The sequence below is a fragment of the Sedimenticola sp. genome (assembly GCF_050289425.1).
Classification (GTDB): domain Bacteria; phylum Pseudomonadota; class Gammaproteobacteria; order Chromatiales; family Chromatiaceae; genus Sedimenticola.
On sequence record NZ_JBNKFS010000010.1, the window covers coordinates 104,750 to 119,164 of the forward strand.

A 14,415-nucleotide genomic window follows, 5' to 3' on the forward strand; every position below is an offset into this window, starting at 1 on the left:
GTACGAAGAGACAGCGTTATCTATTCGCTTTTTAACGCTATGGTCAACCGCGACACGGTTTGTTGCACCGTTTTGTAGGCGGACTCAATCTGTAGGACAACAGATCTGTTTTCTTTATCCAACAGCAGTGAAAGGCAGGTATGGTGGTAACTGTTCAGGGCCTGTATCAATTCGTCCAGTAGACGATCTGGCTCTGCTCTTTCGGTAAGGTTTGAGTGGATTTCATCCAGCAATTCGACAGCCGCCGCACGCATGATGGGCCTGACCTTGGCGGTGGCTTTTTCTATTGCCTGAAGCGGTCCGCTTTTCTCCATCTCCACTCCCCGAAGTAGAAATTTCTGGCCGATTTTCAGATCGCGGAATTTCATATTTTGTACCCGATTCTCCGTTGCTGATTATTACAAATACCCAGTATTTTACCTTGTAAAATGCAAAACATGGTGTTTACTTTAATCAATTAATATCGGCGAAAAATATTGATGAAAGTCAAGAAAAATAGAGGTTGCGACTCATAAAGAAAAGCGTTCCCGGCTTTTTGTTGTTTTCCATGGTTTTTTTGATGTTTTCAGTTGCAGTGGTGAATAACCCTAACTAGAGTATGCCGACTTTTATGCATAACTCAGTCGCAATACCTCACTATGGATCATTTTGACCAGGCGCACATACTGCTCGCAGGACCAGCAGAGACCGCAAACGAGTTTTTCAATCGAGCCGCTCAGGCAATCGCCGTTGCTACCAAATGTCGTTGGGGTGGCGTCGGCTTCAGCAAGCCGGACAGTTCCGATCTTGAAGTGGTGGCGATTTGGGATGACGGCAAACCAGGGAAGCCTTTCGCTTTTAATATAGCTGGCTCCCCTTGTGAATTGGTTTATCGGGCTGCACCCGACAATGTCCATATCTATTACGCCGAAGATCTTCAAGATACTTTTTCTTCCTGTGAATTATTAAAAGCGCTGGGTGCTGAGAGTTACCGGGGGCAGGCGTTTTACGGTGAGGACCAGCGGGCGGTTGGGCATATCTTTGCCTTGGATGACAAACCACAGAATGATCGTCCCGAAATCCGTTTCTTTTTTGAATTATTGAGTCAGCGAATTAGTGCGGAATACCGCCGCTTCAATCAGCAGGATGTGTTACGTCGTTACTCTAATATGGTGGCGATTACGCGGAACTTTATGTCGTTTGTCGATAAGAAATACACTTATCTGGCAGTGAGTCAGGGTTACGTCGACACCTTTGGCGGGTCGCACGAAAATCTAATCGGAAAAAAGGTCCATGATGTTCATGGAGAAGCGCTGTTTCAATCGGTGCTGAAACCGTTGCTGGATAGTAGCTTTCAGGGAGAGAGTATCAATACCCGGCACTGGATTTACCCTCCCGACAAATCACCCAAGTATGTCGACGTGTGGCAGACCCCCTATATTGAGGAAGATGGCACCATCAGCGGAGCGGTGGTCAGTGGCCACGACATCACACCTCAAAAGAAAATCGAAGAGACGCTGCAGAAACTCTCCTTGGCCATTACCCATAGTCCGGTACTGACAGTCATTACTGATCCCAACGGCGTAATCGAATATGTCAGCCCTATTGTAGAAAAAATTACTGGCTATCGACCGGAAGAGGTGATCGGCAAGACTCCTAGGCTGTTTAAGTCCGGCAGGACGGACCGGGCCATCTATCGGGAACTGTGGCATGCCATCAAAAGCAAACAACCCTGGCACGGTGAACTGGAGAACCGGCGCAAGAATGGCGAATATTATTGGGAGAGTATATCTATCTCTCCGGTGCTGAATGATCACGGTGAGCTGTCTGCCTTTGTTGGCATCAGTATGGATATCTCAGAGCGTAAGCAGATGGAGCAGCAGCTCAAGGAAATGGCTTCAACCGATCCGCTGACAGGTATATTCAACCGGCGCCACTTTATGCAAGAAGTGGAGTCCCAGCTCGCTTACTCAAAGCGCTATGGGACACCTCTGGCTTTTATGGTGATCGATATCGACCATTTTAAGCAGCTCAACGATAGTGGTGGCCATGCTTTGGGTGACGAGGCAATACTGCAATTTACCGCCGTGACCAGGGAGACGATACGGGTGGTAGATATTTTCGGCCGTATGGGTGGGGACGAATTTGCTATCGCCATGCCGGATACCGATACTAAAGCAGCGCGGGTATTGGCCGAACGTTTGAGAGAAAAGATCAGCCATCTGACCATTGCCAACGACCTCCATTCCACTCGGATGACCATTAGTATCGGGTTGTCCGCTTTTACCGGCAATGGCCAGAGCGATGAGTCGGTCAATACCCTGATGCACCAGACAGATAGAGCTCTGTACAAGGCGAAGCGGGCGGGTAGAAACCAGATCGGTACGGTATAATCGAGCGAATTGCTCAATTATACTAAGCGCAGAGTCCCCGTATAATCGTTAAGCAGATAAATTGATTTACCCGATGTCAGACCGACAAATTCCCTCCATTGCAAACCGATACCGACAGGATCAGGCGATACTGTTGTGCGACAGTTTTTACCGCTTGACCGGTAGAAAATTGACTGATGCTCCGGAGGAGTCAGTGGGCGAAGCCCTTTTTTTCGCGCCCTTTGCCGTGGTATCCCATGATACCGCTACCGATCCTATCTTCAATTACGCCAATCAGACCGCCCTGGCACTGTTTGAAATGAACTGGGAACAGTTCACGGCGTTGCCCTCCCGCCATTCGGCGGAACAGCTGCAGCAGGAGGCGCGCGAACGGCTGCTGCATCAGGTGACGACGCAGGGTTATATCGATGACTACACGGGGATCCGCATCTCCCGTACCGGTAAGCGGTTTTTTATTCAGCGCGCCACTGTGTGGAATCTTGATCGACAGGGCATAGCTTGCGGTCAGGCCGCCATGTTCAAAGAGTGGTCACCGGTTCAGTAATCGATGCCGATTCTTCACTGTTAAAAGCTTTAACAATTTCGTAACAGGGCACATAGTCGCCCTTGACTTTCATACGCCCTTGACGGGCAAATGAAGTTAGTAACTCATCCATGGCGTTCATCAATTCCGGTTCTCCCTTTATCTGGAACGGCCCGTGTTCGCGAATGGCATTGACACCCTGTTCCTTGACGTTACCGGATACGATCCCCGAGAGGGCTCGCCGCAGATTGGCCGCCAGTACTTGTGTGGGTAAGTCGCGGGACAGCTGTAATTTAGCCATGGCGTCGTGATCCGGTATAAAGGGCTCCTGGAATTCCCCCTCGATGTGCAGCGACCAGTTGTAGTGAAACGAGTCATCGTGTTGACGTCGTTCCCGGGTGACATGCATCAGGGAGTCGTTGACCTGTTTGGCTACCAGGCCAGGATTGCCGATGACTTTTCTGACCAGGTTCAATGCAGTACTGCCCAGTGTCATCTCGATGAACCGGGTCACCGAATCAAAGTAACTGCCGGATGACTCGGGGCCGGTGAGGAAGATTGGCAGTTCAATATCCTGGTTTTCCGGATGCGACAGCACGCCAAGCACAAAGAGTAGCTCCTCCATGGTGCCGACCCCGCCGGGGAAAATGACCAGTACGTGCCCCAAGCGGATAAAGGCTTCGAGACGTTTCTCGATATCCGGCATCACGATCAGTTCATTGACAATGGCGTTGGGTGCTTCGGCCGCGATGATGCCCGGTTCGGTCAAGCCGATATGCCTCCCCTTGGTGTGCCGCTGTTTGGCATGGGCGATGGCGGCCCCTTTCATGGGGCCTTTCATAGCGCCGGCTCCGCAGCCGGTGCAGATATCGATACCACGCAACCCAAGGTAATAACCGATCTCCTTGGTATAGTCGTACTCTTCCACCGGAATGGCATGGCCGCCCCAACAGACCACGGTATTGGGTTTCTTCCCGGGGTGGAAGGCACCGGCGTGGCGAAGCCGGTAGAAGATCTCATGGCTGATCTGCATGTTGGGCGAGAGATGCTTATGATTGCTGGTGGTGTCGCGCAGGTAGAGGATATCGCGTAGTACCGAGAACAGGTGGTAGCGGATACCTTCAATCAGTTGGTCGTCAACGAACGCCTCCGCCGGGGCATTGGCCACTTCCAATACAATGCCCTGGTGGCGTTCCCTGACCTGGATGTCAAAATCCGGATACATGGACATCAACTCTTCACAGTTATCCACCTGGGAGCCTGAGCTGAGCACGGCTAATGCGCATTTGCGGAACAGTTTGTGTAAGCCGGTACCGGTGACATCCCGCAGTTGTTCGATTTCCCGGCGGGAGAGTACAGCCATGTGTGATGCGGGGCGGATAGTGCTGTTGACTACTTTGTGAAATAGAGTTTCTTTTAACATGGTACATCCTGGTATGGGCCGGCATTATCCAGCCACGAAATATTGGCGCTGTGTGGACGCATGAATCCGTCAAAGGGTTGTGTTATTCAGGTGAATACACGCTGCCTGGAGCGGATTTTGTATCCCGTTTTTTATTGTGAGTAACTTAAGCATAGTCGATACGGTAATCGTCGTCCGGGTTTGATGGGGGGATGACGATTAACCCAGCTTAGCTGCTCTGGCTTACAGAAATATGAATGGGTTTCTTGGGGAGGTGCGATCGTGACCTATTGGCTGAGCCGCTTCATCCCTCGTTCAAGCCCCTCCAGGGTGAGTGGAAACATGCGGTCCATCATGATTTCACGAATCAGCTGGATCGAATGGATATAGGGCCATTGATGTTCGGGTTGTGGATTGATCCAGATAGCGTTGGGATAGGCTTCCAGCAAACGCCCCATCCAGACCATACCGGTCTCTTGATTCCAGTGCTCCACCGATCCGCCGGCATAGGTCACTTCATAGGGGCTCATGGTCGCATCACCGACGAAGATGAGTTGATAATCCGAGCTGTAGGTGTGAATGACATCCCAGGTGGAGAGGGGCTCGGAGCGACGGCTGCGATTGTCTTTCCAGACGGCCTCATAGACGCAATTGTGAAAATAGAAATGCTCCAGATGTTTGAATTCCGAGTGGGCGGCTGAGAACAGCTCTTCGCATATCTGGACATGGTCGTCCATGGAGCCGCCGACATCGATAAACAGCAGCACCTTGGCCTTATTGTGTCGCTCGGGAACCATTTTCAGATCCAGCATGCCGCCATGATGGGCGGTTGAGCGTATGGTGGCGTCGAGGTCCAGCTCTTCAGGTGCGCCGCTGCGGGCAAATCGGCGCAGTCGCTTCAACGCCACTTTGATATTGCGCGTACCCAGCTCAACCGAATCATCCAGGTTGCGGAATTCACGTTTATCCCAGACCTTGACCGCCTTGCGGTGGCGCGAATGCTGCTGGCCGATTCGGATGCCTTCCGGATTATAGCCATAGGCGCCGAAGGGAGAGGTGCCGCCGGTGCCGATCCACTTACTGCCGCCTTGATGCCTTGCCTGCTGCTCTGCCAGACGCTTTTTCAGTGTCTCCATCAGTTTTTGCCAACCCATGGCATCCAGCTTTTTCTTCTCTTCCTCGCTGAGGTATTTTTCCAGTTGTTTGCGCAGCCACTCTTCCGGGATCTCCGCGGTGATCGTGCCGTCAGTATTGTTAACGCCCTTGAAATAGCTGCCGAATGCCTGGTCAAAGCGATCGAACAGTCGCTCGTCCTTGATCAGGCAGGTGCGGGAGAGATAGTAGAAATCATCCACACTGGAGAAAATGACTTGCGCTTCCATGGCGGCGAGCAGATCCAGGAATTCCCGGATGGTGATCGGTAAACCGGACTCTTTCAGGTGATAAAAGAACTCGACCAGCATGGTGGTTCAGGAGCGGCTACGGCGATGCATAAAGGCGAGCCGTTCAAACAGGTGGATGTCCTGTTCGTTTTTCAGCAGCGCACCGTGCAGTGGCGGGATGGCCTGTCGTTGGTCGCCGCTGTACAACGCCTCCGGCGGGATTTCCTCCGCCATCAACAGCTTCAGCCAGTCCAACAGTTCCAAGGTCGAGGGTTTCTTCTTAAGGCCGGGCACTTCACGCAGTTCAAAAAATACCTCCAGGGCCTGCTGTAGCAACTGCTTTTTCAGGTCCGGATAGTGCACCGCAGACGATCTGCTCCATGGTCTCTTTATCGGGAAAGCGGATATAGTGGAAGAAGCAGCGACGCAGAAACGCATCCGGCAACTCCTTCTCATTATTGCTGGTAATGATAATGAGCGGCCGCTGTTTTGCCTTGACCAGTTGCTGGGTTTCATAGACATAAAACTCCATGCGGTCGAGCTCACGGAGCAGGTCGTTGGGAAATTCGATATCCGCTTTGTCCACCTCGTCGATTAGCACCACGGAATGGCCATCATGGGCAAAGGCATCCCACAATTTACCCTTGACGATATAGTTGCCGATATCGTGTACCCGGTCGTCACCCAGTTGTGAATCCCGCAGCCTGGAGACCGCGTCATACTCGTACAGCCCGTGCTGCGCCTTGGTGGTGGATTTGATGTGCCATTGAAACAGCGGTTGATTTAGCGCCTTGGCGACTTCCTCTGCCAGCATGGTCTTACCGGTGCCCGGTTCTCCCTTGATCAGCAGCGGACGCTCAAGCTGAATGGCGGCGTTCACGGCCAGCATCAGGTCATCGGTGGCCACGTAGGTATCTGTTCCAGTAAATCGCATATCGGTTTCCGAGTGGTTTGCTACGTTATTGCGCGTATTCTCCAATAAACTCGTTTCAATTGAAATAAATGTTCCAATTTCCGGGGTGCTTATCCTGGACTTGACGTTCTATATACGTTCTCTGTATGATCTTCCTGAACTTGGCGAAACCGATAGCCATACGATACGGATTCGTTGGGATCGCCAGTTTTCTCACTCACCCGGTTGTCAGGGAACATCAGTGGGTGAAGCTTCGTTCAGATACAGCGCAAGGTGAAGAGACTATGGCCGTTATTGCAATGTGGAAATGTGATCGGGACAACAGCATGTTCGAAAATAGAAAAGAGGCGGATGCCCATGACCGAATGCTGGAACTGGGCGAACAGTTCTCGCGTCTGCTGGAGCAGGTTATCCCGCAAGTGGATGAGAAGGCAGCCGAAGAGTTCGGTTTGGTGCTGGCTCGGAACAAGGAGTTGATCATTCAGGCGTGCAAAGGTAAACCGGAAGTGATGTCCGAAATTGCCCTGCAGGATGACAAGGTTACCCGGCTAGCGGCTTCACGCTGACAGTTACGGAAGTCGGTAGCAACGCGACATTCCCCCATACCCACTCGCTACCGGCTTCCACCTATCTGCGGTATAGTCACGGCAGGTAAAACACGACAGTAGATGGCGTTACGGATCCGCGGATGGTTTGTCGCTCGCCCTGTCTTCAGCAGCCATAGCTTTATCAGGCAATATGAGCGAGTTCGCAGAGATCATCTTACGCTCCGGCAAGGCAGGCGTTGAGCTTGCTTTTTTTGTTTTTCTACCCGTCATGGTGGTGATGCTCACCTTTATGCGCTTGCTGGAGGCGAAAGGGGGGTTGGAGTGGATGACGACACGCCTGTCTCCGCTATTGCGTCCGTTCGGCCTCCCCGATCTGGGGATCTTTGCCCTGATTCAGATCCTTTTTGTCAGTTTTGCCGCACCGGTGGCCACCCTGGCGATTATGGACCGGTCCGGTACTTCCAGCCGGCATATCGCCGCTTCTCTGGCCATGGTGCTGGCTTGTGCACAGGCCAATGTGGTCTTCCCCATGTCAGCGGTGGGTCTCAATGGTTTAGCCACCATTCTGATTTCAGCGATTTGTGCGGTGCTGGGAGCCACGGCTACTTACTACCTGTTTGCCCGCCGTTTGAGCGACCAAGAGCAGCTCCCCGAACCGAAACCAGAGCATCCACTGGCGGACGACACCTTGAGTGTGTTGACGGTGATAAACAGGGCTGGACGCGAGGCGATCGAAATATCTGTCGGTGCCGTACCGATGTTGATATTGGCGTTACTGTTGGTGAACCTGTTGCGAAGTGCCGGTGCGGTTGATCTGTTGGAACCTCTGCTGGCGCCGGTTTTTTCACTGTTTGACCTACCGCCGGCTGCGCTACTTCCGATCGTGACCAAATTTATTGCCGGGGGCACCGCCATGATGGGGGTGACCATGGAGTTTGTACAGAGTGACCTCATCACGCTATCGGGACTGAATCGGTTGGCCGGCTTTATGATTCATCCTTTTGATATCGTGGGTATTGCGATTCTTATCTCGGCCGGTCCACGTGTCGTGGCGGTGCTACGTCCGGCACTCTACGGCGCCGTACTCGCCATCACACTCAGAGCCGTCTTGCACGGCTTGATTTTCTGATATCGGTAGAAGTCCGTTATCGTTGATCAATCGACCACCTGTGTGGTAGTGGTCATATTGTCCGGTTGCCCTGTAATTCCACATCGCGTATAAGCGGTAGCAGTCTAATCAGGGCCCATTGTTATTATGAATGTTGTATTTTTTTTCTTGGTGTTTGTCGCCTTTGTGACGGCGGCCTGGCGGCAGCTCAGCCTGCCCACCGGCGATATCAGTCCGATGGATGCACTTTCCAAGGCGATGATTGATTCGGCAACCGGTGCCGTTGAGCTGGCATTGGGCCTGGTTGGCGTGATGGCGCTTTTTCTCGGTTTGATGAAGATTGCCGAGCAGGGTGGGATGTTGACCATCCTGGCCCGTTTGATTCGTCCTCTGATGGTCAGGTTGTTTCCTGATGTACCGGCCGATCACCCCGCCATGGGGGCGATGATTTTGAATATGTCGGCCAATATCCTGGGTTTGGGCAATGCCGCCACACCGTTCGGTATCAAGGCGATGCAGGAGCTCAACCGCCTGAATCCCTGTAAGGGCACTGCAACCGACTCGATGGTGCTGTTTCTGGCTATAAACACCTCAAGTATTACGCTGTTGCCTACCGGGGTGATTGCCCTGCGGGCATCGGCGGGATCGGCTGATCCCGCCGGTATCCTGCCAACGACGCTTTTTGCCACGCTCTGCTCAACCTTGGCTGCGATCCTGGCCGTTAAGGCTTACCGGCGCTTTTTTCCGCTCTCCCGGAGTCAGGATGATCAGGATACGAAGGCAGTAGGTGAGGATGAGACTGCATCCGGGGTTTCGCTGTTGGATGACGGGGGGGAGGGATATCCGGCATGGGTATCTCTGTCGGCATTGATCGGTTTTCTATTACTGATACCGCTGACCGTACTCTATGGGCAGATCCTCTCTCCCTGGATCCTGCCAGGCTTGATGTTGGGTTTTCTGCTGTTTGGTGTGGTGCGTAAGGTGCCGATCTATGAAAGCTTTGTCGACGGGGCCAAGGATGGTTTCCAGGTGGCGCTGAAAATTATCCCTTACCTGGTGGCGATTTTGGTAGCGGTCGGGATGTTTCGGGCGAGCGGTGCGATGGAGTGGATGGTAAGCCAGATCGGCCAGCTGACCGGCTTATTTGGATTGCCTGCCGAAGCGCTTCCCATGGCATTGTTGCGACCCCTATCCGGTTCGGGGGCCTATGGTGTCATGGCGTCGATCATCAATGATCCGGCTATCGGTCCGGACAGCTATGTGGGGTATCTGGTTTCGACCCTGCAGGGATCCACTGAAACCACTTTCTATGTGCTCGCCGTCTATTTCGGTGCGGTTCAGGTGAGACGCATCCGCCATGCCCTGGCGGCCGGATTGACCGCCGATCTGGTCGGTGTGATCGCCACGGTGGCGGCCGTTTCGTTTCTCTATGGTTAGAATGGGCTGATGCTGCACATCTCCAACAGCGTGACGATTGCCGATAATGAGATCGAATTTTCAGCTATTCGTGCCCAGGGTGCGGGCGGGCAGAACGTCAACAAGGTTTCGACTGCCATTCACCTCCGATTTGATATTCGGGCTTCATTGTTGCCGGCTTTCTATAAAGAGCGGTTACTCATTTTTAAGGATCAGCGTATCTCCAAAGAGGGGGTTGTGATTATCAAGGCGCAACGTTTTCGCAGTCAGGAGAAGAACCGAGAAGAGGCGCTGCTACGTCTGAAAGAACTGATCCTCTCAGCGACACGTATACAGAAAACACGCAAACCCACCCGGCCAAGTAAAAATTCGCAAAAGCGACGCCTGGAGAGTAAAGAGAAACGTGGCCGCATCAAGGCCCTGCGAGGCCGGGTAGAGGATTGACCCCGATTCAATAGTATGTGTCCGCAATAGTTGATTTAGCGCAAGCCCAGTGTGTCGACTACTATTTTCAACAGAGGATATGGCGCAGTATATCCGTTTGATAAGTGAATAAAGCAGGGGGTGGTACGTGAGCCGCAAAAAGAGAGTCCATCACAATAGTGAAAAAAATAAAGATGCGATCCCCTATGTTGAAGAGTCGCTGGATGAAGTGACAGACGCCCCTATCAAGAAGATCAAGAATTCAGTTTATGAGAAAGAGCTGTTTCGGCTGCAGTTGGAACTTGTCAAGCTGCAGGCGTGGATCGCGCAAGAGAAGCTTAAGGTCGTCGTGATCTTTGAAGGCCGCGATGCGGCCGGGAAAGGCGGAGTGATCAAGCGTATTACCCAACACTTGAATCCACGCATCTGCCGAGTGGTCGCACTACCGGCACCGACGGAACGGGAGACCAGTCAATGGTATTTTCAACGCTATGTCTCCCACTTGCCAGCCGGCGGCGAGATGGTGCTGTTTGACCGCAGCTGGTACAACCGGGCGGGTGTTGAGCGGGTGATGGGGTTCTGTGACAACGAAGAGTACAGTGAATTTCTCCGTTCTTGTCCGGAATTTGAGCGGATGCTGGTACGTTCCGGAATTATTCTTCTCAAATACTGGTTTTCTGTATCGGATGAAGAGCAGGAACGGCGCTTCCAGAGTCGTCTGGAAGAGCCGCACAAACGTTGGAAATTGAGTCCGATGGACCTGGAGTCCCGCTCGCGTTGGGTAGAGTATTCCCGTGCCAAGGATATGATGTTTGCGCACACGGATATCAAGCAGGCCCCTTGGTTTGTCGTTAAGTCCGACGTCAAAAAACACGCTCGACTCAACTGTATCTCCCACCTTTTAAGCATGATCCCCTATAAGGACCTGACCCCGAAAGAGATTGTCCTGCCAAAGCGCAAGGACAGCCTGGGTTATGTGCGCCCGCCAATGTCGGATCAAACCTTTGTACCGGAAATTTACCCCTGAGAGCGTGTTGCTAGGCGCGCTTCTTGAGCACTCAGCTTGACTATCCGTGCAGGGTTGCGGATCACCAGGTAGACCCCGTAGGCGGTCAGGCTGATACCGGCAACGCCCCAGGCTGTCAGCCGCTCATCGAACAAAATCCAGGCAATTACGGCGGTCACGGGTGGGGTCAGATAGAAATAGGCCGCCACTTTGGTGGCTTCACCCTCCCTGATCATCAGCATCAACAGGAGGATGGCGCTCAGCGATAGACCGAATACCAGCCACAACAGTGCGGCGATAAACTGGGGTTGCCAGTCTATTTCGCGGGTCTCGAACAGATAGGCGAGCAGGCTCATGATGAGGGCGTTCGCCAGGTACTGGTAAAAGGTGCCGGTCAGCAGATCGATCTTGGCGCAGAAACGTTTTTGAAACAGTGTGCCGATAGTGATACCGAATAGCGCCATTAAGGCGAACAGCAGTGAGACATAACTGAATTGCAAAGCATGGCTGCTGGCTTTTCCCAGCAGTAATACCATCGCTACACCACAGATACCCAACAGTAGGCCGGCCAACTGTTTTTTGTTGACTTGATTGTCCATCCAGATCCAGGCGATCAGTGCAGTCAGGATCGGTTGCAGGCCTACCAGAAGGGAGGCCAGACCGGCCGCCATCCCGGCATTGATAGCGGCGAAGACCCCGCCCAAATAAGCCGCGTGTACCAGTGAACCGACCAGCATGGAGTGCAGTGCTCCCTGCGGGGAGGGCCATTTGGGTTTGTAGAAGCGGATCAGAACCAGGAATACCCCCAGGGTGATGTACATACGCAGCGCGAGGACGGTAAAGGGTTCTGCATAGGGCAAGGCGTATTTGGCGCCTATAAAACCGGTTGCCCATAACAGGACAAACAGAATGGGGATCCAGCGCAACAGCTGTGGTGAAGGCATCGTCGAATTCCAGGTCGGTAAAGCTTGAATATAGATGGCTGGCCGCAGCACACATAGGGGCAGATCCATGTAAAAACATAGGGTACAGATCTGCTGTTTGTTTAAATATTTACATATGTGTATGGTTGTACCCGGTTGCCTCTGATAAAGCCAAAGATGGATTTAATCAGCGTGTCCCTCGTTTGGTGGCGCAAATATTCGCCGCAAAGGAATCGGTTCGATGCATCTCTATCAGCAGCTTATGAGCCATATACAGGATCAGATCCGCGTCGGTGTGTACCGACCGGGACAGATTCTGCCATCGATTCGGGAGTTGGCGCAGCAACGTGCGGTCAGCCGCAATACCGTTGTTCAGGCCTATGATCGTCTGGCCGAAATGGGGTTGATCGCTTCCCGGGACCGCACCGGATTTTATGTTTTGACACCCCACGTCCGGGTGGCGGAATCGGTAAAAACAATCAATGAGTTGATGCCGTCAACCCCAGGCCATGATCACTTGGCTTTTTCGGTGGTACGTTCGGCCGGATCCAGTCAGTTGGCGCCACTCGGCAGTGCTCACCCCAGCGGTGAATTTCCGGCACTTCAGTCGTTTCGGCGAATTTATAATCGACAACAGCGTATTGCCCGTCGGGAAGAGGTGAAGCTCACCCAATATGAGGTGCCGCCGGGGCATGCTGGGTTGCGTCGACAATTGGTCAGGCATATGGCGCGTTCGGGGGCGATTGTAGACCCGGAAGAGATCGTGGTCACCAACGGTTGTCAGGAAGCGCTAAGCCTGGCGCTGCAGACCCTGACACAACCGGGTGACATCGTGGCCATTGAATCTCCCGGGTTCTACGGCACGCTGCAGTGTCTGGAGGTATTGGGGTTGCAGATTCTGGAGATTCCCTCCGACCCGCTGTACGGTATCAACCTGGATCTACTGGAACAGGCATTGGCGCGCTGGCCGGTCAAAGTTATCTTGATTAATCCAGTATTCAATAATCCTCAGGGGCATGTGATGCCGGATGAGGCCGCCAGGCGGTTGTTGGCGTTAACCGAGCAGGCCGATTTGCCGATCATCGAAGACGATGTGTTTGGCGATATCAGTTATGAAAGTGGCCGGCCCAGAAGCGTGAGGTCTTGGGACGGTCAAGGGCGGGTACTGCTCTGTTCGTCGCTGTCAAAAAGCCTGGATTCCGATCTCAGGCTCGGTTGGGTTGCTGCGGGACGTTACAGCGAGCAACTCTGTTATCGCAAATATGTGACCACCATGGCTTGTCGAGGACAGATTCAGGCGGCTGCGGCGGAGTTCCTCTCCGGCAGTCGCTTCGGCAGGCACCTGAAGATGATCAGCCGTTGTTACCGCGAGCGGCGGGATTTCACCCTGGAAACCATCAATCGTTATTTTCCTTCACCTACCCGGGTTAATTTACCGCGAGGCGGATTCCACTGCTGGGTCGAATTGCCGGCGGTCGTCGATTCAAGCCGGCTCTATACGGAGCTGATGAAACAGGGTATTAGTGCTACGCCTGGTACGTTATTTGGTGTGCGGGGGCAGTTTGATCACTTCCTGAGAATTAACTATTCGTGTATCAATAATAATGAAAAATATACAATAATATTCAAAAAGATAGCTGATGTTATTAATGCAATTTGTGATACTGTATAGGCCAGTAATCTTAAGTCTTTGAAGTATTAAGGTCGTATTGGATGGCAAAAGAAGACGCACGCATTCCTGCCGAGATCGGTTGTCTGGATACCGAGAATCTGCGCGTGACACTGATTTCGACCGTCGGTGCCCATTGCGATGTGTGGCAAACGGCTGGCTATCACTTCGAGCGCACCAAGAATCGTGCTTTCGATATGGTGATAAAGCGCCATACATTGAGTTGTAATCCACTGGATGTGAATATTTATCGGCGTGACTACGCACTGCTAAAGGATCAGCTGCACGATATTATCCCGGAAGCGATCTTTATCCGTACCCGTATCGATGGCGAAGAGAACATGCTGGTGTTGGCGCAAGCCTTTACCCCTTGGTTCAATCTCGCCAATCCAGCAATTGCCGAAGACGCTATTCCGTTAATGGCCAAGTTACACAAGGCGAGGTTACAACTTGGCCTGTTTATTCAGACAGCCAAGGAGATCCGCCATAACCAGCAGAAAGTGATCGATCTGTACGGGTTGGATAATCTGGTTTTGGATAAAAACAAGGAGGTCCGTTATCTGGATAGCTTCGAGGTATTTTTTCACGAAGATCTGCTCTATATCATCGATGATCCCAGCGAGGACCTGCGGGAAAAAATTGATGTGTCGGTTAAACGCCTGGCTTATCTCGAGTTCCTGCTGGAGAGCGCCAACGCCCAGGCGGCAACCTTTTCCTCTTGAACTATCCG

At 52.6% G+C, this 14,415-nt stretch carries 15 protein-coding genes; 9 read left to right on the forward strand and 6 right to left on the reverse strand.

The window, feature by feature from the left end; translation table 11 throughout:
- Window positions 1-20 precede the first annotated feature (20 nt).
- On the reverse strand, window positions 21-368 hold the full coding sequence (locus ACQY5R_RS08990; RefSeq protein WP_428607190.1) for a hypothetical protein: 348 nt from the start codon (window positions 366-368) through the stop codon (window positions 21-23).
- 270 nt (window positions 369-638) lie between these two features.
- On the opposite strand from ACQY5R_RS08990, the gene ACQY5R_RS08995 reads away from it, so the two are divergent.
- Together ACQY5R_RS08995 and ACQY5R_RS09000 are read left to right on the forward strand one after the other, a co-directional pair.
- Window positions 639-2,372 (forward strand): sensor domain-containing diguanylate cyclase, encoded by a 1,734-nt coding sequence (locus ACQY5R_RS08995; protein WP_428607192.1) that lies wholly within the window; start codon window positions 639-641, stop codon window positions 2,370-2,372.
- 73 nt (window positions 2,373-2,445) lie between these two features.
- Entirely contained in the window at window positions 2,446-2,916 is a 471-nt protein-coding gene (locus ACQY5R_RS09000) for an MEKHLA domain-containing protein (protein ID WP_428607194.1), read from the forward strand.
- Here ACQY5R_RS09000 and ppnN read toward each other — a convergent pair.
- From ppnN to ACQY5R_RS09020, 4 genes are all read right to left on the reverse strand, one after another.
- Entirely contained in the window at window positions 2,891-4,318 is a 1,428-nt protein-coding gene (gene ppnN, locus ACQY5R_RS09005) for a nucleotide 5'-monophosphate nucleosidase PpnN (RefSeq protein ID WP_428607196.1), read from the reverse strand. The genes ACQY5R_RS09000 and ppnN overlap by 26 nt on opposite strands.
- Window positions 4,319-4,584: 266 nt before the next feature.
- The gene (locus ACQY5R_RS09010; RefSeq protein WP_428607199.1) at window positions 4,585-5,760 is read right to left on the reverse strand and encodes a vWA domain-containing protein; all 1,176 of its coding nucleotides are present in this window, start codon (window positions 5,758-5,760) and stop codon (window positions 4,585-4,587) included.
- A gap of 6 nt (window positions 5,761-5,766) precedes the next feature.
- Complete coding sequence (locus ACQY5R_RS09015) at window positions 5,767-6,042, reverse strand: hypothetical protein (protein WP_428607202.1); 276 nt, start codon at window positions 6,040-6,042, stop codon at window positions 5,767-5,769.
- On the reverse strand, window positions 5,984-6,613 hold the full coding sequence (locus ACQY5R_RS09020) for an AAA family ATPase (protein ID WP_428607205.1): 630 nt from the start codon (window positions 6,611-6,613) through the stop codon (window positions 5,984-5,986). Before ACQY5R_RS09020 ends, ACQY5R_RS09015 begins: the two co-directional genes overlap by 59 nt.
- Before the next feature lie 263 nt (window positions 6,614-6,876).
- Here ACQY5R_RS09020 and ACQY5R_RS09025 point away from each other — a divergent pair, with 263 nt between their 5' ends.
- The 5 genes from ACQY5R_RS09025 (at window position 6,877) to ppk2 (ending at window position 11,114) form a co-directional block, all read left to right on the forward strand.
- On the forward strand, window positions 6,877-7,158 hold the full coding sequence (locus ACQY5R_RS09025) for a YebG family protein (RefSeq protein WP_428607207.1): 282 nt from the start codon (window positions 6,877-6,879) through the stop codon (window positions 7,156-7,158).
- 172 nt (window positions 7,159-7,330) lie between these two features.
- Window positions 7,331-8,269, forward strand: a complete 939-nt coding sequence (locus tag ACQY5R_RS09030; RefSeq protein ID WP_428607210.1) for a nucleoside recognition domain-containing protein — start codon at window positions 7,331-7,333, stop codon at window positions 8,267-8,269.
- A gap of 126 nt (window positions 8,270-8,395) precedes the next feature.
- A complete protein-coding gene (locus ACQY5R_RS09035) occupies window positions 8,396-9,685 on the forward strand; it encodes a nucleoside recognition domain-containing protein (protein ID WP_428607212.1) in 1,290 nt (429 codons plus the stop codon).
- Window positions 9,686-9,691: 6 nt separating this feature from the next.
- Window positions 9,692-10,108 (forward strand): alternative ribosome rescue aminoacyl-tRNA hydrolase ArfB, encoded by a 417-nt coding sequence (gene arfB / locus ACQY5R_RS09040; protein ID WP_428607284.1) that lies wholly within the window; start codon window positions 9,692-9,694, stop codon window positions 10,106-10,108.
- A 199-nt stretch (window positions 10,109-10,307) separates the two neighbouring features.
- The gene (gene ppk2, locus ACQY5R_RS09045) at window positions 10,308-11,114 is read left to right on the forward strand and encodes a polyphosphate kinase 2 (protein ID WP_428607287.1); all 807 of its coding nucleotides are present in this window, start codon (window positions 10,308-10,310) and stop codon (window positions 11,112-11,114) included.
- On the opposite strand, the gene ACQY5R_RS09050 is transcribed toward ppk2, so the two are convergent.
- Window positions 11,105-12,037: a DMT family transporter gene (locus tag ACQY5R_RS09050; RefSeq protein ID WP_428607215.1), complete on the reverse strand. Its 933-nt coding sequence runs from the start codon at window positions 12,035-12,037 to the stop codon at window positions 11,105-11,107. The two genes, ppk2 and ACQY5R_RS09050, sit on opposite strands and share 10 nt — an antisense overlap.
- A gap of 220 nt (window positions 12,038-12,257) precedes the next feature.
- On the opposite strand from ACQY5R_RS09050, the gene ACQY5R_RS09055 reads away from it, so the two are divergent.
- Entirely contained in the window at window positions 12,258-13,688 is a 1,431-nt protein-coding gene (locus ACQY5R_RS09055) for a PLP-dependent aminotransferase family protein (protein WP_428607218.1), read from the forward strand.
- Between the two features lie 41 nt (window positions 13,689-13,729).
- Window positions 13,730-14,407: a hypothetical protein gene (locus tag ACQY5R_RS09060; protein WP_428607220.1), complete on the forward strand. Its 678-nt coding sequence runs from the start codon at window positions 13,730-13,732 to the stop codon at window positions 14,405-14,407.
- The last annotated feature ends 8 nt before the right edge of the window (window positions 14,408-14,415 follow it).

Coding starts and splice junctions, on each gene's coding strand:
- ACQY5R_RS08990 (WP_428607190.1), bottom strand. CDS start 368: ATGAAATTCCGCGATCTGAAAATCGGCCAGAAATTTCTACTTCGGGGA.
- ACQY5R_RS08995 (WP_428607192.1), top strand. CDS start 639: ATGGATCATTTTGACCAGGCGCACATACTGCTCGCAGGACCAGCAGAG.
- ACQY5R_RS09000 (WP_428607194.1), top strand. CDS start 2,446: ATGTCAGACCGACAAATTCCCTCCATTGCAAACCGATACCGACAGGAT.
- ppnN (WP_428607196.1), bottom strand. CDS start 4,318: ATGTTAAAAGAAACTCTATTTCACAAAGTAGTCAACAGCACTATCCGC.
- ACQY5R_RS09010 (WP_428607199.1), bottom strand. CDS start 5,760: ATGCTGGTCGAGTTCTTTTATCACCTGAAAGAGTCCGGTTTACCGATC.
- ACQY5R_RS09020 (WP_428607205.1), bottom strand. CDS start 6,613: ATGCGATTTACTGGAACAGATACCTACGTGGCCACCGATGACCTGATG.
- ACQY5R_RS09025 (WP_428607207.1), top strand. CDS start 6,877: ATGGCCGTTATTGCAATGTGGAAATGTGATCGGGACAACAGCATGTTC.
- ACQY5R_RS09030 (WP_428607210.1), top strand. CDS start 7,331: ATGAGCGAGTTCGCAGAGATCATCTTACGCTCCGGCAAGGCAGGCGTT.
- ACQY5R_RS09035 (WP_428607212.1), top strand. CDS start 8,396: ATGAATGTTGTATTTTTTTTCTTGGTGTTTGTCGCCTTTGTGACGGCG.
- ACQY5R_RS09050 (WP_428607215.1), bottom strand. CDS start 12,037: ATGCCTTCACCACAGCTGTTGCGCTGGATCCCCATTCTGTTTGTCCTG.
- ACQY5R_RS09055 (WP_428607218.1), top strand. CDS start 12,258: ATGCATCTCTATCAGCAGCTTATGAGCCATATACAGGATCAGATCCGC.
- ACQY5R_RS09060 (WP_428607220.1), top strand. CDS start 13,730: ATGGCAAAAGAAGACGCACGCATTCCTGCCGAGATCGGTTGTCTGGAT.